Source organism: Synechococcus sp. PCC 7336 (genome assembly GCF_000332275.1).
Lineage (GTDB): Bacteria > Cyanobacteriota > Cyanobacteriia > Thermostichales > PCC-7336 > PCC-7336.
Window position 1 is genome coordinate 2,387,552 of the sequence record NZ_CM001776.1, and the last position, 19,903, is coordinate 2,407,454.

General features: G+C 56.4%; 18 protein-coding genes and 1 tRNA gene. 9 read left to right on the plus strand and 10 right to left on the minus strand.

The annotated features are described in order from the left end of the window. Positions 1-31 precede the first annotated feature (31 nt). Positions 32-3,148: an endonuclease/exonuclease/phosphatase family protein gene (locus SYN7336_RS11320; RefSeq protein ID WP_017326055.1), complete on the plus strand. Its 3,117-nt coding sequence runs from the start codon at positions 32-34 to the stop codon at positions 3,146-3,148. A gap of 241 nt (positions 3,149-3,389) precedes the next feature. On the opposite strand, the gene SYN7336_RS11325 is transcribed toward SYN7336_RS11320, so the two are convergent. Together SYN7336_RS11325 and SYN7336_RS11330 are read right to left on the minus strand one after the other, a co-directional pair. Further along, on the minus strand, positions 3,390-3,674 hold the full coding sequence (locus tag SYN7336_RS11325) for a Txe/YoeB family addiction module toxin (protein WP_227498644.1): 285 nt from the start codon (positions 3,672-3,674) through the stop codon (positions 3,390-3,392). Beyond that, positions 3,644-3,892: a type II toxin-antitoxin system Phd/YefM family antitoxin gene (locus SYN7336_RS11330; RefSeq protein ID WP_026100920.1), complete on the minus strand. Its 249-nt coding sequence runs from the start codon at positions 3,890-3,892 to the stop codon at positions 3,644-3,646. Before SYN7336_RS11330 ends, SYN7336_RS11325 begins: the two co-directional genes overlap by 31 nt. Before the next feature lie 243 nt (positions 3,893-4,135). Here SYN7336_RS11330 and SYN7336_RS11335 point away from each other — a divergent pair, with 243 nt between their 5' ends. From SYN7336_RS11335 to SYN7336_RS11360, 6 genes are all read left to right on the plus strand, one after another. Continuing rightward, positions 4,136-4,561 (plus strand): YccF domain-containing protein, encoded by a 426-nt coding sequence (locus SYN7336_RS11335; RefSeq protein ID WP_227498645.1) that lies wholly within the window; start codon positions 4,136-4,138, stop codon positions 4,559-4,561. A gap of 247 nt (positions 4,562-4,808) precedes the next feature. Then, positions 4,809-5,660 (plus strand): S-formylglutathione hydrolase, encoded by an 852-nt coding sequence (gene fghA / locus SYN7336_RS11340; protein ID WP_026100922.1) that lies wholly within the window; start codon positions 4,809-4,811, stop codon positions 5,658-5,660. Between the two features lie 185 nt (positions 5,661-5,845). Further along, entirely contained in the window at positions 5,846-7,075 is a 1,230-nt protein-coding gene (locus SYN7336_RS11345) for an MFS transporter (protein ID WP_017326060.1), read from the plus strand. A 109-nt stretch (positions 7,076-7,184) separates the two neighbouring features. Continuing rightward, positions 7,185-7,928 carry a 2-C-methyl-D-erythritol 4-phosphate cytidylyltransferase gene (gene ispD, locus SYN7336_RS11350; protein ID WP_017326061.1) on the plus strand — a complete coding sequence of 248 codons (744 nt, stop codon included), beginning with the start codon at positions 7,185-7,187 and terminating at the stop codon, positions 7,926-7,928. A 222-nt stretch (positions 7,929-8,150) separates the two neighbouring features. Then, a complete protein-coding gene (gene infC / locus SYN7336_RS11355; RefSeq protein ID WP_026100923.1) occupies positions 8,151-8,690 on the plus strand; it encodes a translation initiation factor IF-3 in 540 nt (179 codons plus the stop codon). Positions 8,691-9,038: 348 nt separating this feature from the next. Next, on the plus strand, positions 9,039-10,586 hold the full coding sequence (locus SYN7336_RS11360; RefSeq protein ID WP_156820125.1) for a hypothetical protein: 1,548 nt from the start codon (positions 9,039-9,041) through the stop codon (positions 10,584-10,586). A 76-nt stretch (positions 10,587-10,662) separates the two neighbouring features. Here SYN7336_RS11360 and SYN7336_RS27960 read toward each other — a convergent pair whose 3' ends face one another. Beyond that, positions 10,663-11,199, minus strand: coding sequence for a SprT-like domain-containing protein (locus SYN7336_RS27960; RefSeq protein ID WP_017326064.1), 537 nt, complete (start codon positions 11,197-11,199; stop codon positions 10,663-10,665). A 37-nt stretch (positions 11,200-11,236) separates the two neighbouring features. Here SYN7336_RS27960 and radA point away from each other — a divergent pair, with 37 nt between their 5' ends. Continuing rightward, positions 11,237-12,646 (plus strand): DNA repair protein RadA, encoded by a 1,410-nt coding sequence (gene radA / locus SYN7336_RS11370; RefSeq protein WP_017326065.1) that lies wholly within the window; start codon positions 11,237-11,239, stop codon positions 12,644-12,646. A gap of 71 nt (positions 12,647-12,717) precedes the next feature. Here the strand turns inward: radA and SYN7336_RS11375 are convergent. The 4 genes from SYN7336_RS11375 to SYN7336_RS11395 all read right to left on the minus strand — a co-directional run bounded on the left by SYN7336_RS11375 (position 12,718) and on the right by SYN7336_RS11395 (position 15,475). Then, a tRNA-Pro gene (locus SYN7336_RS11375) sits at positions 12,718-12,791 on the minus strand. A gap of 77 nt (positions 12,792-12,868) precedes the next feature. After that, the gene (tpiA, locus tag SYN7336_RS11380) at positions 12,869-13,612 is read right to left on the minus strand and encodes a triose-phosphate isomerase (RefSeq protein WP_026100924.1); all 744 of its coding nucleotides are present in this window, start codon (positions 13,610-13,612) and stop codon (positions 12,869-12,871) included. 53 nt (positions 13,613-13,665) lie between these two features. Next, positions 13,666-14,520: a S9 family peptidase gene (locus tag SYN7336_RS11385; RefSeq protein WP_071590773.1), complete on the minus strand. Its 855-nt coding sequence runs from the start codon at positions 14,518-14,520 to the stop codon at positions 13,666-13,668. A 397-nt stretch (positions 14,521-14,917) separates the two neighbouring features. After that, the gene (locus SYN7336_RS11395; protein ID WP_051039805.1) at positions 14,918-15,475 is read right to left on the minus strand and encodes a cofactor assembly of complex C subunit B; all 558 of its coding nucleotides are present in this window, start codon (positions 15,473-15,475) and stop codon (positions 14,918-14,920) included. A gap of 411 nt (positions 15,476-15,886) precedes the next feature. On the opposite strand from SYN7336_RS11395, the gene SYN7336_RS11400 reads away from it, so the two are divergent. Beyond that, positions 15,887-16,969: an RNA polymerase sigma factor, RpoD/SigA family gene (locus SYN7336_RS11400; RefSeq protein ID WP_017326070.1), complete on the plus strand. Its 1,083-nt coding sequence runs from the start codon at positions 15,887-15,889 to the stop codon at positions 16,967-16,969. Positions 16,970-17,032: 63 nt separating this feature from the next. On the opposite strand, the gene SYN7336_RS11405 is transcribed toward SYN7336_RS11400, so the two are convergent. The 3 genes from SYN7336_RS11405 to SYN7336_RS11415 all read right to left on the minus strand — a co-directional run bounded on the left by SYN7336_RS11405 (position 17,033) and on the right by SYN7336_RS11415 (position 19,901). Further along, positions 17,033-18,415: an adenylosuccinate synthase gene (locus tag SYN7336_RS11405; RefSeq protein ID WP_017326071.1), complete on the minus strand. Its 1,383-nt coding sequence runs from the start codon at positions 18,413-18,415 to the stop codon at positions 17,033-17,035. Between the two features lie 135 nt (positions 18,416-18,550). Beyond that, the gene (locus tag SYN7336_RS11410) at positions 18,551-19,039 is read right to left on the minus strand and encodes an FKBP-type peptidyl-prolyl cis-trans isomerase (RefSeq protein WP_017326072.1); all 489 of its coding nucleotides are present in this window, start codon (positions 19,037-19,039) and stop codon (positions 18,551-18,553) included. 265 nt (positions 19,040-19,304) lie between these two features. Beyond that, positions 19,305-19,901 carry a pyridoxamine 5'-phosphate oxidase family protein gene (locus SYN7336_RS11415; RefSeq protein ID WP_017326073.1) on the minus strand — a complete coding sequence of 199 codons (597 nt, stop codon included), beginning with the start codon at positions 19,899-19,901 and terminating at the stop codon, positions 19,305-19,307. Positions 19,902-19,903 lie beyond the last annotated feature (2 nt).

The following is a 19,903-nucleotide window of genomic DNA, read 5'->3' on the forward strand; positions in this document are numbered from 1 at the left end:
GGGCCACTGCCCTCAATATGTGTGAAAACATATGTCAACTGTTTTTATCAACGAAATTCATTACGACAATAGCGGCGCTGATGTGGGAGAGGCGATCGAGATCGCCGGCTTAGCCGGAATCGATCTCGCCGGTTGGAGCCTCGTGCTCTACAACGGCAATGGGGGTGCTCCCTACGACACCATCGCCCTCGGCGGCATCATCCCAGACCAAGACAGCGGGTTTGGCACCCTCGCATTTAGCAATAGTGGCATTCAGAATGGCTCGCCCGACGGCATTGCACTGGTGGATAACAGTGGCACTGTCGTAGAGTTTCTCAGCTACGAAGGGAGCTTCACCGCTGTGGGCGGTCCTGCCGATGGCTTGACTAGCACCGATATTGGCGTGGCCGAAACGAGCAGTACGCCAGTAGGCTTCTCAGTCCAGCGCACCGGTACGGGCACTGCTGCTGCTGATTTTGTCTTTGTGGCTCCTGCAGACGATAACTTCGGCACTGTCAACAGCGGCCAATCCTTTGGCAGCACGGCGATCGCCAATGTGTTTATTAACGAAATTCACTACGACAACACTGGGGCTGATGTCGGCGAAGCGATTGAAGTGGCAGGCACTGCCGGGACCGACCTCTCCGGTTTCAGCCTCGTGCTCTACAACGGCAATGACGGCGCTCCCTACGACACTATTGCCCTCAGCGGCGTCATCCCAGACCAGCAAGGCGGCTTCGGCACCCTCGCGTTTAGCAATAGCGGCATTCAGAATGGCTCGCCCGACGGCATTGCACTGGTGGACAACAACAATAACGTGCTGCAGTTTCTCAGCTACGAAGGCAGTTTCACTGCCGTGGGCGGTCCCGCCGACGGCCTCGCCAGCACCGATATCGGCGTCGCCGAATCGGGCACCACCCCAGCTGGCTTCTCGGTGCAACTGACCGGCATTGGCTTGAGTGCCGATGACTTCTTATTTTCGCCCCCCAGCGCCGATAGCTTTGGCAGCATCAATGAGGGCCAGACCTTTGCGGAACCGCCACCGTCGGCCGAACTCGGGATCTTCGACATTCAGGGGGCGGACCACATTTCCCCCTTTGTCAGCCAGTCGGTTCTCACCAGCGGCATTGTGACGGGGATTGACAGTTCCGGCTCGGTGCGGGGCTTTTATTTGCAGGATGCTTTGGGGGACGGCAACATCGCTACCGCCGACGGCATTTTTGTCTTCACTGGGGGCACCACGCCGACGGTGGCTGTGGGGGATGAAGTGGAAGTGGAAGCGATCGTGACCGAGTTCAGCGGTTCCGGCAGCGATTTGAGTGTGACCCAGTTGGTCAGCCCGACTTTGACGGTGCTGTCGTCGGGGAATTTGTTGCCCGATGCGGTGGTGCTGGGGGTCGATCGCACAGCCCCAACCGAGATTATCGATAACGACGGTCTCACCAGCTTCGATCCCCTCGAAGATGGCATCGACTTCTACGAAAGCTTGGAGGGGGTGCGCGTTGCCATTCAGGGGGGGACGGCGCTGACGGCCACCAATGTCTTCGGCGAAATTATCCTGCTGCCCGACAATGTCGGAGCCACCGGCATTAACTCTCGCGGCGGCCTGACCATTTCTGCAGGCGACTTCAATCCCGAGCGTCTCCAGATTGACGATTCATTGCTGGCAGGCTCCTCGCCGCTGGTGGACCCCGGTGACTTACTCGGTCCGGTGGAGGGCATTCTCAGCTACAGCTTCGGCAGTTTCGAGTTGCTGGCGACCGAAACCCCCACGGCGACTCCGGTGACGCTGACTCCGGAAACCACGACTCTGGTGGGCGGCGCGGACCAACTCACCATCGCCAGCTACAACGTCGAAAACCTCGATCCCGGCGACGGCACTCGCTTCGACGCGATCGCCGCTCAGATTGTCAACAATCTCAACTCCCCCGATATTATCGGTCTGCAGGAGGTTCAGGATAACGACGGTCCGGGCAACGCCAGTGGCAGTTCAGTCACCTCTGCCGACCAAACCCTGCAGGAGTTGGTGGATGCGATCGCCCGCATCAGCGGCGTCACCTACGAATTCATCGACAATCCCTTCATTGGCGACGACACCAACGGCGGCGAACCCGGCGGCAACATCCGCACCGCCTTTTTGTACAACCCCAATCGAGTCAGCCTGGTGCCGGGGTCTGTCCAAACTGCCGTCGATCCGCTCGACCAGCAAACCAATCCCGACAATCCCTTTTTCGGCAGCCGCTTACCGCTGGCGGCCACCTTTAGCTTCAATGGCAACGATGTCACGCTGGTCTCCAACCACTTCACCTCTCGCGGCGGCAGCGATCCGCTATTCGGTCAGGTGCAGCCCCCCAGCATCGGCGGCGAAGCGCGGCGGGAAGCTCAGGCTCAGGCGTTGAATGATTTTGTCGACGGGATTTTGGCGGCAGATCCCAATGCCAATGTGGCGGTATTGGGGGATTTCAATGGCTTCCCCTTCGAGAGCTTTCAGACCAGTACTCTCTCGGGTGGCGTACTCGATAGCCTCCTCTCCACATTGCCGGCGGAGGAGCAGTACACGTTTGTGTTTGAGGGGAATTCTCAAGCCCTGGATAACATCCTCGCCACGGGTGGCTTGTCGGCGATCGCCGAGGTGGACATCGTTCACGTCAATGCTGAATTCCCCAACACGCAACCGAGCGATCACGATCCGATTGTGGCTCAGTTTAGCTTTGCCAATCACGTCAACGAGCTAGTGGGTATCAATAGCCACGATGTGCTGGAGGGGACTGCCGAGAACGATCTCATTTCCGGTCTGGGAGGCCGGGATACGATTGTCGGCGGTGCTGGCGATGACATCATTGTTGGCGGTCGCGGACGCGATCTCCTCAGCGGTGGTGCTGGCAGTGACGTATTTGTTTACGAGGCATTCTCGGCTCGGCGCGATCGCATTACTGACTTCGAAGTAACTCAGGATGCGATCGACTTCAGTCAGATCTTCGCGTCAGAACCCTATGGCGATAGCTCGAATCCTTTCGAAGACTACGTCCGGCTGGTTCAGCGGGGTACCGGCACTGCAGTGCAGATCGATCGCCGGGGGGATATTGGCGATCGAGATGTGTTTAGAACGGTGGCCTTTTTGGCAGATGTCTCGGTATTGGAGCTCTCCTCAGCCAATGTCATTGTCTGATGCGAGATGATTTCGCCGCTTTTTTAGGCTAGACACCTAACCGCGTCTGCATTGAGACCGAAAGTTTTTCGGGGGAGAACCTGGAAAGTTTATAGACCTTGGCCTGCAAGCTTTTTAGACATCCCTTCGAAGCGACGGTTTTGACGCTAGACGCGGTTTATTGTGTCTCAGCGACGGCCCTCACCTCCGACCTCTCTCCCAATCCCGGGCGCGGGGAGTAACAGCCTCGATCGCCTCACCTTCACTCGTAGTGGCTCCACATCCGCAAGACTTTAACCACTTTTTGCTCGTCCGAGACCTCGTACACCAGCCGATGCTGGCGATTGATTCTGCGCGAATAATATCCCCTCAAATCGCCAGCTAACTTCTCGTAAGGGGGGCTGTAGGGATTCTCTTGCAAAGCCTCTAGCAATTTCAAAACCTTATGCTTGAGACTAGCCGCCGCAATCTTCTTCGCATCCTTCGCAGCCTGCTTGGAGAGCACGACCTCCCACATCACCAATCGAGATCGTCCAATGGGACGCATTCCTCAACCGGCTCCGCAGCTGCTTTTTTAATCGATTCAATCATGCCAGGAATGCTACTCAAATAAAGCGTCTCCTGAATTGCATCCCAGTCTTGCTTCGCAATCAAAATTGCCTCGTGCTGTTGCCCCAAGATTGCGATCGGTTTGTGCTGCTCGGCCACGAGATCGACCAATCGAGACAAGTTATCTCCAGCTTCCCGAACTGTCAGCGATTCCATCGGTCCAGCCTGTCCAGCGCAACATTGAGGGTGATGATAAAACCATAGCATCGGCTTGAGAGGAGCACCGCGAGGAGCGATGATTGCGATCGCCACTCTCCCATTTCCCTCAAGCTCACGCCAACAGCCCCATTGCCTCCAACAGTGAGGGGGTATCGGCTAGAGCAATGCTCGAGGTTGAACTGGCGCAGGTAGGGTTGCAGTATCGGGATGGGCGGCGTTCTCTATTGCCTGAGGGTAGCTTTGAGAGGTTATTGGGGCCGATCGCCACCGCTGGAGGACAATGTGCTGCGCTTAATCTTAAACATCTTGTGGATTGTCTTTGGGGGCCTGCTGTTGGCGCTGCAGTACTGGCTGGGAGGATTGCTACTGTGCTTGACGATTATTGGCATTCCATTTGGCTTGCAGATTATCAAACTGGGCTCGTTTGCTCTGCTGCCCTTTGGCAAAGAGCTGGTGGAGGAACCCACCGAGGGGCTGGGAGGGTGTCTGCGGCTCGTCCTCAATGTCATTTGGCTGCTCACCTTTGGCCTGTCCCTTGCCATCACCCACCTGACGGCGGCGATCGCCACTGCTGTCACCATCATCGGCATTCCTTTCGCCCTACAACATCTCAAGATGGTCCCCCTAGCATTGCTGCCATTTGGCCAAAGTTGGCGGGAGATCTAGTCGCGGAAAATCCACCGGAAACGCTTCGCAAGCGGAGCGAGGGACACCTCAAACGCTTGGGCCAGATCGTTCGAGGGGCCTGACGGTCAACTAAACGATCGCCTCTCCCGACTGCCAGCGATCGAGCGGGACTGGTCACTGGCGATAACCCGCTCGAGCAGCCAATTATTGCAATCCATAAATATTTATAGCTGGCGCAACACAGCTCTGTATTCTAGCAATCGGGCCGTTTCCATGCCGTATTGCCATGCTTGCAGTTCCCGAGAGACTCAGTAGCAGCCGCTGCTTCGGCGGCACAGTAGCCTTCTATCGCCACCATTCAATCGCCTGTAGCAGTCCGATGCAGTTTTCGGTCTATCTGCCGCCGCAGGTGGAAGGCGATCGCGTGCCTGTCTTGTACTTTCTATCCGGCCTGACTTGTACGGAAGAGAACTTTATGGTGAAGGCAGGGGCACAGCGGTATGCGGCAGAGTTGAGGATCGCGATCGTGGTGCCCGATACCAGCCCTCGCGATACAGGCATTGCCGGCGAGGACGATGACTGGGATTTAGGTAGCGGGGCAGGATTTTATCTGGATGCCACCGAAGAGCCTTGGTGCAATCACTACCGCATGTATAGCTATGTGACTGAAGAGCTACCCCAGTTGATTGCCGAACACTTTCCCATCCAACCCGAGCGCCAAAGTATTTTTGGCCATTCGATGGGGGGACACGGTGCGCTGATTTGTGCCCTGAAAAACCCCGATCGCTATCGTTCTATCTCGGCGTTGGCTCCGATCGCAGCTCCGATGCAGTGTCCTTGGGGACAGAAGGCGTTTTCCGCTTATTTGGGAGGCGATCGCGAGCGGTGGCTGGCCTACGATGCCAGTGAATTGGTCAAAACCTCGAATTGGAGTCAATCCATTCTCATCGACCAGGGCAGCGCAGATCCCTTCCTAGAGCAAAATCAGCTACTGCCGGATGTGTTCGAGCGGGCCTGCAAAACAGCCAACGTTCCTCTAGAGCTTCGCTATCGTCAGGGCTACGAGCACGGATATTATTTCATTGCCAGCTTCATCGAAGATCATATTAAACATCACGGGTCGGCCTTGTATGCTTAAGTACCTGCAGGTTGTTCGACGGACTACTTTGCGCGAGACCTAGACGATAGGGGTGCAATGGCTGAATTGACCGTTATATCTTGCCCTCGGCCCTCTAAATCCCCCACCAGTGGGGGACTTGTGAGAGCTTTTTGGCTTCGTTCTATTGCTTTCAATACCGGCAGGATCCATCTCTGTCTCCGCCCGTGACGCGCATAAACTATCAGAAGTGGCGGAACCTGTTGCTCTTGTCTGTCGCAGAATTGCTGGCGATGGCCTTGTGGTTTTCCGCTTCGGCCGTTGTGCCGCAACTCACCCAAGCATGGCAGTTGTCTGGCGGTCAGCAGTCGTGGATGACCATGAGCGTCCAAATTGGATTTGTGATTGGGGCACTGATTAGTGCCGTTTTCAACCTGGCCGATCGCTTTCCCATTCCCTACTTCTTCGCACTCAACGCCCTTGCCGGAGCCGCATTCAACGCCTGCATTGCACTGTTTGTCTACCATCCCGAGCCTGCCCTCCTCATGCGCTTCTGCACCGGAGTCACCTTGGCAGGTATCTATCCCCCCGGCATGAAACTGGTTGCCACTTGGTGCAAAGCCGACCGAGGCTTGGGGGTGGGGTTATTGGTGGGTGCTATCACAGTCGGTTCGGCATTACCCCATTTACTCAATGCGATTCCCTCTCTATTTGCTGCGGGAAGTATCCCTCCCTGGCGACCGGTGCTGCTGGCGGCTTCCGGTGCCGCCACGATCGCTGCAGCGATCGCCGCAATCGGGGTTAAAACCGGCCCCTTTCTGACCGCAGCACCCAAACTCAACTGGCGATATGCGGGAGCTGTGTTTGCCGAGCGAGGCACCCGGCTAGCTAATTTCGGCTATTTGGGCCATATGTGGGAGCTGTATGCCATGTGGGCTTGGACGCCGCTGTTGTTACTGACCAGCTATCAACAGGCGGGCTGGAGCGAAGCTGGAGCGCGTTTAGCTGGGTTTGGGATTGTGGCGATCGGTGGGGTCGGCAGTGTCGTTGCCGGGGTTTTGGCCGATCGCTGGGGACGCACCAGCGTAACTTTAGCGAGTTTGGCAGCCTCTGGCAGTTGTGCGCTATTGGTGGGGTTTTGCTTTCATGCACCCTTACTGCTGACACTGGTGTGCCTCTTGTGGGGATTTGCCGTGGTGGCAGATAGCGCCCAGTTCAGTACGGCCATTACGGAACTCGGCGATCCTCGTTATGTGGGGACGGCACTGACCGTGCAAACCAGTTTGGGGTTTCTGCTGACTCTGTTTACGATTCGGATGATTCCGCCGTTGGTGGAGGCTTGGGGTTGGGAATGGGCGTTTTGGATCTTGGCACTCGGGCCGGTATTTGGGATTTGGAACATGTGGCGGCTGCGGCAGTTGCCCGAGGCGATCGCGATGGCATCTGGCAATCGCTAGGGCGAGGCGATCGCCCCATTTCGTCCGCATGCCGCGATCGCGTAGGATATCTCAGTGATGGCACCTGTCGCCGAGATGGCTCCATCCCTTCACTAGATATTGCCTGCCCATGCACTTGCTCATCCCTGCCGCCGGTAGCGGTCGCCGCATGGGAGCAGACTGTAATAAACTGCTCCTTCCCCTGTTCGATCGCGCCATTCTGGCTTGGACCTTAAGAGCCGCAAACGCGGCCAAAACGATCGAATGGATCGGTGTTTTGGGCCAGCCCAAAGACTTTGCCCAATTCGAACAGATCTGCCAATCGGAGCAGCTAGACACTCCAGTCGAGTTGATTGAGGGGGGTAAAACTCGCCAAGAATCTGTGTTTCGCGGCTTGGAACGATTGCTGGAATTAGGGGGGGTCGATCGCGTCTCCATTCACGATGGGGCGCGCTGTCTGGCCACACCCGGGCTGTTCGATCGCTGTTCGGCTGCGTTAGAGGTGGCCGCAGGGGCGATCGCCGCTACTCCCGTCAAAGACACCATCAAACAAGTGGTGCCGTCCCAGACATCCTCCCAATTGCTGGCGGGATATACGATCGCCTCTACGCCCGATCGCAGTCAACTGTGGGCGGCCCAGACGCCACAGGCATTTGCTCTAGCACCGCTGGCAAAAGCGCACGCGCAGGCCCGCGCTCTGGGATGGGCCGTCACGGACGATGCCTCTTTGTTTGAAAAAGTGGGTCTTGCGGTCCAGTTAGTGATGGGGGAAGAGACTAACCTCAAGCTGACCACCCCCTGGGATTTGGCGATCGCAGAACAGATTTTACAGCAGCGATGGCAGGACTCGACCGATGCGGGCTCGCCCCTCTGAAGCTAGCCTACACTGAGTACTGTGCTAGCTGTGCTGGCCGTTTGGTAGATATGGGTACACTATCGACTACAATTAGTGGTTTTTGCTAAGATCGAGCAAATTTTTCGATCGATGTTTCGCCATTAGGTTAAGCTATCGATCTACTCTGGGTTAGCGCCGTATCCCATCGGGGTTAGCAGCTCGATCTTAGAGTTATTGTCGCGTAAAGGATTGCTAACGCACTTGGCCAGACATCCGAGCCCCCGTCGTCCCAGACGAGACCTTCCCAATATTAACGAGCGCATCCGCTTTCCAAAAATTCGAGTCATTGACGGTGACGGTACCCAGCTAGGTATCATGAGCCCCGATGAGGCTCTGCAAATTGCGCAGGATAAGGAATTCGATCTGGTGCTGGTCAGCGACAAAGCCGATCCGCCCGTCTGCAGGATTATGGACTATGGCAAGTTCAAGTTCGAGCAGGAAAAGAAGGCCCGCGAAGCGAAGAAGAAGCAACACACCTCGGATGTTAAAGAGGTGAAGATGCGATACAAGATTGAAGAGCACGATTACAATGTTCGCCTGCGCAATGCTCAGAAGTTTCTCAAGCATGGCGATAAAGTCAAGGCAACAGTGATTTTCAAAGGTCGCGAGATTCAACACACCGATTTGGCCCATCAATTATTAAGGCGGTTGGCTGACGATCTCGAAGAGCTGGGCGAAGTGCAGCAGCGGCCGAAAAAAGAAGGCCGCAACATGATTATGATTTTGGCCCCTCGGAAATAATTGCTGTCGTGGCTTGACGCAGTAGCCCTTGTAGGCAATCAGCCACGATCGCGACCCGTTCGCGGGTGGTCCTACAATCTATGTTTTTAAAATCGTTAATTCCCAATTCTCAGGACAATTCAGTTGCCGGTATTTGCCCCTTACGATCGCCCATATAGTGGTGCGAGTGCGAACCTTTGCCCGTTCCCTTAGCACTGGATCGCGAGGATACGGGTAAGGTTATGAGAAGACGGTAAGACAGGGCCCCAAAGAGTGCCCTCTCGTCGCTAATTGCGAAGCCGGATATCCTGGCATGTAGAGACGCGATCGCCAGCGGGTGTGTTGCGAATGGAATCTCGGAGCAAGGTTGTGGTTGCGTTCTCTCGACAGCAGCAACAAAAAACAATACAGAGATTGATAGGGTCGAGTCTGGGGGCGATCGCCTGCAGCGTAGGGCTCGGAGAGCTAGCCGCGATTGCGCAGGCCCGACCCCTGCCTCTCGAGTTGGCAGCGCCGCTATCCTCGACAACTGTCCGGGTTTTTGTCAATGGAGTTCAGCAGGAAACGCTCCCCATTGTGCTGCAGGCAGGCTCGCCGCCGCAGGTGAAGTTTCCTGTCGCGCCGTTGCTGGCCCTGCTGGACAGTGACTTGCCATCGGGTGTCTCAGTCCGCCTCTCGCAAGCAGCGCAGGCGCGCGACGGCATTTTGACCCCGAGCGATCTGCAACAACAGGGAATGGAGGTTGCCTTCAGTCAGGAATTTTTAGAACTCCACATTCAGGCGGAAGATCGACCGCCTGCAGAGTCGTCGATTGCGATCGCCGATGGTTCGATTGCCGCCCGCCTGGAGAGCTCTAGTCCGCTGCGGGTCTCGGCAAGCGATCGAGGCGCGAGACTCGATCGCTTGCCCAATGGGCTGTCTCTGACCGGTAATCTTCGTTTGGCGACAGGGTGGCACCTGGTAGCGGGCGGATCGCTACAGGCAGGGAACAAATCCCCCTGGCAGCGCAATAGTTTGCAGCTCGTCCGCACTGATGTCGAGCGATCGGTCACTTATACGGTCGGCGAATTTTCCGTATCCGACACTGGCTATCAAAGTCGACTTGCACTGCTGGGCTTGCGGGCTACCTCTGGTACTTCCAACCACCCGTCAACCTCCCAACTCGAAATTGCAGCAGACGGCAAGCCACTACAAACTCTGAAAATTCCAGATGCGATCGCCTCTTCTGCCGATTCGCCCGATCGCTCGGATTTAGCAGTCCCGTCAAATTTGGCAGACTCGTCGGACCCATTGAGCGAGTCAACTGCCCCCATCGGCGAGTATGCCTACGCGATCGGAGTATTGTGGCCCATTCCAGCCCGGGAAAAGCCTGCCAAGGTTGAAGATCGGCTGGTTCTCTCCCTCTCAAATCGCTGGAATGCCAGCGATACTCTGGCGGCAGAGGCATACGTTCAAGCCACAACGCTGCAACAGGTTATCGGGACGGGGGCCAGTTGGGCCACCCCCGCAGGCGAGCTAGACTGGGATATAGCCGCGAGTCAAGCAGCAGTAGCGGACCCAGGGGTAGCTGCCGAACTGCAGTACCGTCCGAGCCTGCCCATTTCCGAGAGTTCTTTACAACTGAGTGCGGCCTACCGGGATGCCAGATTCTTGACTTTGGGTGAGAACACGCCCCTCGACGATCCCCGCTGGACGCTTTCGGCCACCTACGACCAGCAGTGGTTTAACGGGTTCGAGACCAATCTTTTCGGCACCTACCGCTTGCGGGACGGTCAAATCCCCGAGTCATTTCGCATGGGCCTGAGGGTTTCGACTTCCCTCACCGAGAGCCTGGGGCTAACGATCGACCTCGCGCAAACCGAGCGATCGAATCACCCCACCTCTCGCCAAGCGACCCTGCGTTTGTACTTGCGCTAGCGAGCGAGTGACAGGAACGTGTCGGCATCTCCTGCCGCTCGCACAAAGTTTCGAGGCAAAATCGCACGAGCGCTCGTTACACCAATGCAGCTCGTTTCAATTGCCCTCGGCACTTCCCGCAACGGTGTCGTTTCAGATCGATGGTGTTGCGCTGCCGGCGATAGACTTTGCCGCACTCTATGCAATCCCAGCGGCACTTGGCATACTTCTGGACCTCCGCCATGAAGCTGTGATGCTGGGTTACGCGAAATCGATCGGTAGCCCGATTAATCTCCGCCATCTTGTTGCAAAACAAAACTCCATGGCCGTGCCGCAACTCCTGCAGGTGTAGACCCACCCAAGCATGAATCATTTCGTGGGCTAAAGTAGCTTCCAGATCCCTTAGAGGGCGATCGCCCAACAGGGGCAGCGACAGCCGAATACCGCTCTCGAACTCCAGTCCCCGCTGCCGCCACCAGAAAATCCCTGCCGATCGCGTCATCCGCTTCGACCACACCACCGGTATCGACGGAATCTCGTCGTTAAAGTAGTGGGAGTTCATCTGCTGGAAGAGCCGCTCCAGGTTCGGTAGGCGATCGCCAGGTTGGTGGGATTCAATCGCAACAGGTGACATATTTGCTCGGCACTCACTTCTCCCAGTAAATCTCAGGATGGCTAAAACGAAAACAGAATGGATCTGCAGTGAGTGTGGCGATCGGTTTCCGCGATCGCTGGGGCGCTGCACCAGCTGCGGCACTTGGGGCAGTCTAGTCGAGCAAGTGCTCGCCTCCCCAGCCGCAAAATCTCCCCAAGCTCAACTGAGTTCTAGAACCCGAAAAAAGCGCCTGCAGGCCACGGGGCAGCCTCTAGCGGCCATCACCCTGCCCCAAATCGAGCAGAGCCAGCTCGCCCGCATTCCCTCCGGTTATGGCGAATTCGATCGCGTCTTGGGGGGCGGCATTGTTCCCGGCTCGTTAGTGCTGATCGGCGGCGACCCCGGCGTGGGCAAATCCACCTTACTCCTGCAATCCGCCAGCTACTTATCGCAAAACGGTCGAGTCCTCTATGTGTGCGCTGAAGAATCGGGCCAGCAGATTAAACTGCGGGCCAGTCGCTTAAATATTGACGGCAGCAAACTCTATATTCTGCCAGAAACAGATTTAGACGCCATTCTGCTAGAGCTAGAAACCCTACAGCCCCAAGTGGCGATCGTTGACAGCATTCAGGCTATTTTCTGGGCGGAATTGAGCTCGGCTCCAGGATCGGTGTCGCAGGTGCGCGAGTGTACCAGCGCTCTGATGCGGATTGCCAAACAGCGGAATATTGCTCTCGCAATCGTGGGCCACGTCACCAAAGATGGGGCGATCGCCGGCCCCAAAGTGCTGGAGCACTTGGTGGATACGGTGCTGTACTTCGAGGGCGATCGCTTCCAGACCCATCGCCTCTTGCGCTCCGTCAAAAACCGCTTCGGAGCCACCCAAGAGGTGGGGGTTTTCGATATGGCCAGTGGCGGACTGCAAGAGGTCACCAATCCCTCCGAGCTGTTTATTTCGGGGCGAGATGAAATCGCCCCCGGCACCGCCACCATCGTGGCCTGCGAAGGCACCCGACCCTTGGTGGTGGAAGTGCAAGCCTTGGTGAGTCCGACCAGCTACAGCTCGCCGCGACGCACCACTACGGGGATTGAAACCAGTCGATTTCTGCAGATCTTGGCGGTTTTGGAAAAGCGGGTGGGGATCCCCCTCTCGAAGTTAGATGCCTATATCGCATCGGCGGGGGGGATAAATGTGGCGGAGCCCGCAGCGGATTTGGGAGTGGCGGTGGCGATCGCCGCTAGCTTCCGCGATCGCATTGTCGATCCCTATACAGTCTTGATGGGCGAAGTGGGGTTGGGAGGACAGGTGCGCCCGATCTCGCAATTGGAACAGCGGTTGAAGGAAGCCTCGAAGTTGGGATTTCGGCACGCTATTATTCCGAAGGGTCAGGTGTTGCAAACCCACGGTTTGCGAGTGACGCAGGTGAGTCGGGTGTTAGAGGCGTTGGTGGCGGCGTTGCCGGGGGTGGACGAAGGGGACGATTAGGGTTTCCAGTGCCGCGAGCAAAAAAGCTCTAGCGCGAGCTAGAGCCTTTCAAGGGTGGGGGTTTATGCGAATCGGAGCGGCGGGATTTGAACCCACGACCCCCACTACCCCAAAGTGGTGCGCTACCAAGCTGCGCTACGCCCCGGAGCCGCCTTGCTACTATAGCATTCACTGCAATCCGATCGACTCTCAGTTTCTCAGGGCTGCGGCTCGGACTCTCGCTCAAGCCTCAACGGGAATTTGATAGTTAACGATGCGGGCAAACCCGTCTGGCGTCAGGCTCGCTCCCCCCACTAAAACACCATCAATTTCCGGTTGAGCCATAATTTCATCAATATTGCCGGGTTTAACCGAACCGCCATATTGGATAGGCACGTCGGGATGGTTCAACTTGCCCCGAATCAGACCGATGATGCGGTTGGCTTCGGCAGCCTCGCAGGTTGCTCCAGTGCCGATCGCCCAGATGGGTTCGTAGGCAACGATCAGGTTGGATTGGTCTACACCTACTAAGTCTTGCTGGAGTTGGCGGAAAATCCAGGCTTCGGTTTCGCCTGCATCGCGGGTCGCTTTGCTTTCACCCACACATAGGATAGGGGTGAGACCGCTGCTTTGTGCGGCCCGCAATCGCTGATTGACAGTTTGGTCGGTGTCGCCGAAATACTCGCGGCGCTCGCTGTGGCCGACGATCGCGTAGGCAATGCCCAACTCTTTCAACATCGCCGCCGAGATTTCGCCAGTAAATGCCCCTTGCTCCTCCCAGTGGACATTCTGAGCCCCGATGCTGACTGCGGCTGTATTGGCGGTGGCCTCGAGGGCCGCCGCCAGATCGGTGAAGGGGACGCACAAAATCACCTGTCTAGCTGGGTCTAGACTCGCCAGTTGAGGCAAAAATCCGGCAAAAAACTCTCGCGTTTCGGCTTGAGTTTTGTGCATTTTCCAATTTCCGGCAAGCACAATCTGGCGCAAGTTTCCGATCTCCCAACCCAAACAACAAAACTCGCTGAAGGAGCGAGCTGCAACTACTCAGTTCGAAATTTTCGTGATAACCAGTCTACCAGGATATCCACCGCCGCTGGGTCAATTCTCCAATGGGGCTGTAGTTGTTCGGCTAGCGATCGCCATTGCTGCGTGGCGATCAGCCAGCGATCGACCCCTGTCAGCTCGCAGTAGGTCCAATCCTGCGGACCGCTGCCCCGTCTCTCTAGTTCTGCGGACAGTTGCCGGGAACAATGCACCGGGCAGATCCAATCCATGTCACCGTGAATGGCGAGGGTGGGGCAGGCGATCTCGAAGATAGGCTTAAACATAAATAGAGGAGAGCTGGCAGCGTAGTTGTCTGTGAGTTCCTGCACGATCGCCCGATGTTTTTCGACAGGGGCAGTTGCCAGCGCATCTTCTGCATCTTGGCGATAGCGAAACATGTCCCCCACAGCTCCGGTGGGGGGAGATACCAGAATTAACCCATCCACCTTTTCTGCTCGACGAGTAGCCAATAACCCCGCCCAAGCTGCGGCTTCCCCCAACCCCAGCACGACCCAAGGGCGCGGCAGTTCGGGAAGGGTTTCAGCAGCATCGAGTACAGCCAGAAAATCTTGTAATTCTTCGGCGGGGCTGGCAATGTCTCCCCCGGTTGCGCCCGTGCCTCGGCGATCGAAACGGAGGGAGTTAAATCCGGCGTTGCCGAGGGCGATCGCGATTTGAGCCAGGGGAGCAAAGCCAATATCGCTGTCGTTGCCGTCGCCATCGCTCAATCCGCTTCCCGGCAAGATGAAGACTGATGGTCCCTGTGGTTCTCTCTCCGCTACAGTAAGACGCCCTTGCAGAGCTGTGGCGGCATGGGGAAGGGGTAGCGCGATCGTAAAGGTTGCACTCATACCCTCAGTCTATTGCAGCGGCTAGTAACCGAGCCTTGCTCTGGATGTCGTAACTTCGAGACGTGAGTTCGACAAGGGACTGGCCCCCATCCCCTAACCCCTTCCCCCAATTTTGATGCTGCTGGCGAAATTCATATTCCGAAACATTGGCCATTTGTCTAGATGCCTGTGGCCCCCTTCCCCTAACTTTTGGGGCAGGGGAACAAGGCCCTGTAAGGATTTTCGGCTGTTTCTCCCCTCTCCCAAGTTTGGGAGAGGGACCGGGGGTGAGGGCCATGCAGAGGACTTGCACCATGCCAATATTTCTAAATGTTAAATTGGCCAGCAGTATCAAATTTGGGAGAGGGGCCGGGGGTGAGGGCAATGCAGAGTCATCGAACTCAGGCTTCGAGGATTGCTACAGCTCTTCTAGCGGCAACTGTTGCTGCAACTCGTTTAGCTCGTCCCGATGGGCCGCAATATCCACCCCGGTCAGCTCCGGGCTATCCCCTTGTCGCACTCGCACCCGCAGCGTTTCTTCCCGGCTGGCTGTCTTGCGGTAATACCATCCCGCCAGCGGAGATAACGCCAGCAATAGGAAGGTAAACCCTTGCAATTGCGGCTGCACCATTTGCCAGACTAAAACCAGACATAACAAGCCAACGGCGGCCAGCGCCGTCAGCAATCCCGTCAAAAATCCGCTCGGCTGAGCCTGTCCCACAAATGTGGCCAGCCCCGTCTCATCTGTCTCCAGCAACCGATACGATCGCCCCTTCAGATAAGCTTGCAACTGCGATCCCAAATCCTGCACCGATAATTCGCTGCGATATCGGCGAATTTCAATCCGATCCTTACCAGAAGCGCGAATAAAAAAGAACAAGCCAATCGACAGCAGAACCGTCATGATAAATGTAGATACAATCGTTATGCGATCGCCGCTCTCAACCGCGATCGCCTCTGCCAACAAACTCGCCATCATGAGTCCCAATCCCTGCAATTCGATCGCAATCTCCGCCTCTGCTCCAGTATGTCTCGCCCCAACACCAATCCTAAACTCTGCCCCTCGGGCAAGATGCAGAAACCGTTCTTAAAAGACTGCCGTTTCTAGCAGTCTTGAGGGGTTGGAAAGACCGGTTTCGGTACGGATGTTACCCAACTCGGGTCCCGGTACTCGGTTTAGAATGAGTACAGATAGCATCCCTGAGAAGTCGACTCAGGTCAAATCGAGGCCCGAGGGCGCTCTTCATTCGATTGAGCGTCTGGGTCGCAAAGTAGCCCATGCAGTTATCTGACTCAAAAAACCTGCAATTGGGAACTTTATTGTTTTAACGCTCCCTCAGTACGAGCTGCCGAGAGCATTACCGCAAGGGCAGGTAAATCAACACCTATGCCAGTAACACCTTACAACACCGATTACGAATCCGATCGCGATGACTCCTCACTAGCAACCGAGTTGCCTCAAGCTGTGGAAGTCGAATATGGCGAGCGATCTACCCCAAGTCGATCTAGCAGTCGTCGTTCGACCGATTTGGTTCGTCTTTACCTGCAAGAAATTGGTCGCGTTCCCTTACTGGGGCGCGATGAAGAGGTTGCTTTAGCCCAGAAAGTTCAGCGCTACATGGAGTTGGTCGAGCAGCGAGAGCAGTTGGCATCCGAATTAGATAGCCAGCCCAGCCTAGAAGCCTGGGCCGAGCGCGTCAGCCTCTCCGTTTCCGAACTGCGCCAGTTTCAACGCACGGGCAGTCGGGCTAAAGATCACATGATCAAGGCCAACCTGCGTCTGGTGGTATCCGTAGCCAAAAAGTACCAAAATCGCGGCCTGGAACTACTGGACTTGATTCAGGAAGGCACCTTGGGCTTGGAACGTGCCGTCGAGAAATTTGACCCCACCAAAGGCTATCGATTTAGCACCTATGCCTATTGGTGGATTCGTCAGGGCATTACGCGGGCGATCGCCACCCAAAGTCGGACCATCCGCTTGCCCGTCCACATCACGGAAAAGCTCAACAAGATCAAAAAAGCTCAGCGCAAGATTTCTCAAGAGAAAGGTCGTACGGCCACGATTGAGGACATTGCCAAGGAGCTCGACCTGAGTAAAGTCCAAGTGCGCGATCTGTTGGTGCGGGTACCTCGTTCCGTTTCGCTGGAAACCAAAGTCGGTAAAGACAAAGATACCGAGTTGGGAGACTTGCTCGAAGCCGAAGACATGTCCCCCGAAGAGTTGGTGACGCGGGAATCCCTCAGCCGCGATCTGAGCACGCTACTGGCGGAACTGAGCAGCCGCGAACGGGATGTCTTGCGGATGCGTTTCGGCTTAGAAGATGGCCGCACCTACTCCCTAGCCGAAATTGGCCGTACCCTCGACCTCTCCCGCGAGCGGGTTCGCCAAATTGAATCCAAAGCACTGCAAAAGCTACGTCAGCCCAAACGCCGCAACCGCATTCGCGACTATTTGGAAGTCTTGGACTAGGCTGTCCGATGGTTTTCAATTCCCCTGAGTTCCTCTGACACAGAGTGACTCGGGGGATTTCTTCTATCTTCTCGATTGGCGTACAGTCTTGGCTGGAGCCTCTGGACTGAGTTCGTGGCTGCTGCGGTGGCCGTTTTCGTAGCGCAGAGCGCGTTTGGGGCCATGGATGGGGTCTTCCACAATGATGGTTTGCTCGCGGCTTGCACCGAGGGAGACGATCGCGATCGGCACATCCATTAGATGGGCTAAAAACTTCAGGTAGTTGTAGGCCGCAGGGGGCAAATCCTCGGTGGAGCGACAGTGACTGGTAGAAGTGCGCCAACCGGGCAAGGTTTCGTAAATGGGCTTGCACTCGGCAAAAATGCGGGCATTGCTGGGGAAGTGGTCGATGCGCTGGCCGTCCCGCTCGTAGGCAACGCAGACCTTAATTTCGTCCAGTTGGTCGAGCACATCCAGTTTGGTAATGGCCAAACAATCGAGTCCGTTAACGCGCACCGCATAGCGACCGATGATGGCATCGAACCAACCGCAGCGGCGCTGGCGTCCGGTGGTGGTGCCAAACTCTGCCCCCATATGACAGAGGTAATTGCCCCGCTCGTCCAACAGTTCGGTGGGGAAAGGGCCTTCGCCCACGCGGGTGGTATAGGCTTTGGCCACGCCAATGACGCGATCGATCGTGGTGGGACCGACGCCCGCACCAATACAAGCACCACCGGCAATGGGATGGGAAGAGGTGACGTAGGGATAGGTGCCGTAATCGAGGTCGAGGAGGGTTCCCTGCGCCCCCTCGAACAGAACGTTCTTGCGCTCGCCGATCGCCTCGCTCAGTTTCAGCCCCACATCGGTCACGTAGGGACGCAGCCGCTCGGCATAACCCAAATACTCCTCAATCACACTGTCGGGATCGAGGGGCGATAGACCGTAGAGCTTTTCGAGCAATAAGTTTTTGTTGGGAATGGCCCAATTGAGCCGATCGCGCAGGAGATCGGGGTCCATCAAATCGAGCATGCGAATGCCGGTGCGATCGGCTTTATCCGCATAGGTGGGACCAATACCGCGCCCGGTGGTGCCAATTTTACGATCGCCCTTGCATTCTTCCGAGGCCAGATCGATCGAGCGGTGGTAGGGCAAGGTGACGTGGGCGGTTTCAGCAATAAACAGATTGTCGGTGGAAACCCCCAGACTGTGGAGCTGGTCGATTTCCCCCAACAGGATGCTGGGATCGATGACGGTGCCGCTGGCGATCGCGCACTGCTTGTCGGGGTACAAAATGCCTGAGGGGATGAGGTGCAGCTTAAAAGTGCGATCGTCGACCACCACTGTATGGCCTGCATTCACTCCCCCCTGATAGCGCACCACGACATCGGCGTTTTCGCTCAGCAGATCGGTGATCTTGCCTTTCCCTTCGTCGCCCCACTGAGCGCCGATCACAACTACATTGGCCAAAGGTTACGTTTCTCCAGTCAAACCATACAGCGTCAGCCGCGCATGCCATCTTGCGAGGGCTTCTTAAGGCGCAAGTGCAAATCCTAACAGCGTCTAAAAAGAGGTGTCAAACGAGTGTGAACGAATGTGTCGGGCCTATTTCACTCCCAACAATTCCACCTCAAACGTCAGCGTGGCATTCGGGGGAATGACACCACCGGCTCCGCGACTGCCGTAGGCTAAATCGGGGGGGATCGTCAACTTGCGCTTGCCGCCCACCTTCATGCTGGAGACGCCTTCGTCCCAGCCCTTAATGACTTGACCGATACCAATGGTGAACTCAAAGGGACGGTTGCGCCGGACGGAGCTATCGAAGATGGTGCCATCGTCCAGCGTGCCAGTGTAATGGACGGTAACGGCTTGACCGGGTTCGGGGCTGGGGCCATCCCCTTCAACTAAATCGACATATTGCAGGCCAGATTCGGTGGTGGTGGTCATTAATTCGCCTGAGGTGGAGTTCTCGGGGGCACTGGCCGATACCGGTAGAAGATCTGCGGCATTACCTTGGGCCAATACAGGGTAGGGAGCTAGCCAGACAAACGCGGCCGAGCAGAGGGCAAAGCACAGAGTGAGAACGGCTTTCATGAAACGGCTGGGAGTAAAGAACGCTGTTATGAGGTTTGCCCGAACAGTCAAGGCGATCGCAGGCCCGCGTCAGACAAGCCCCCACACAGTATACGACAGTCGGTACAGACGCCAGTTGATAGAGGAGTCCAGCAATGAACGGTACTGAAATAAGGGCATAGAAAAAGGCTCCAAGGCTTGATATGAGAGAATCTCAGCCTGAAGAGCCCCAAACAAATTATCCCCACGATGCCGATAGAAGCCTGCGCAATGCGGTCGATCGCCTTCACGACTGTTCGAGTTGTGCCTCCAGTTCGGCAATCCGCTGTTGCAAAGGAGCTAGCTTGCAAGCCACATCTCGCTCCGAATATTTGAGGGGAATGTGCTGCGGACAGTTCCAATCCAGCGCTTCCACATGTATGAGGATGGCTCGTGCTACCTCAGCAGGATAATCGGGATCGGCCAGACGAGCCAGCAGTTCGGGATTGTCTTCCACCACCTCGGCTCGACCCCACAGTTTGAGGCGACGGCGATGGGCGTAGTCCATCAGAAATAAAAAGACGCGATCGTTGCGGGAGAGATTGCCAACTGTGATGTATTGCAAGTTGCCCTGAAAGTCGGCAAATCCGAGGGTTTTCTCGTCCAGAATTTTGAGAAAGCCAACGGGACCGCCGCGAAATTGAATGTAGGGCCAGCCATCTTCCCCCACGGTACTCAAGTAAAAACTATCCCGCTCGACGATAAACTGAGAAGCTTTTTCATTGATGTCGTCGTTGGCGGGACCGTTCGCCACAAACCGCTCGTAGGTTTCCCGCGAGCCGAGGCGGGTTTGGGTGGCTTTGACGGCGGGTGTGAAGGCGATATCGGCGAATTTTCGAGGCATGG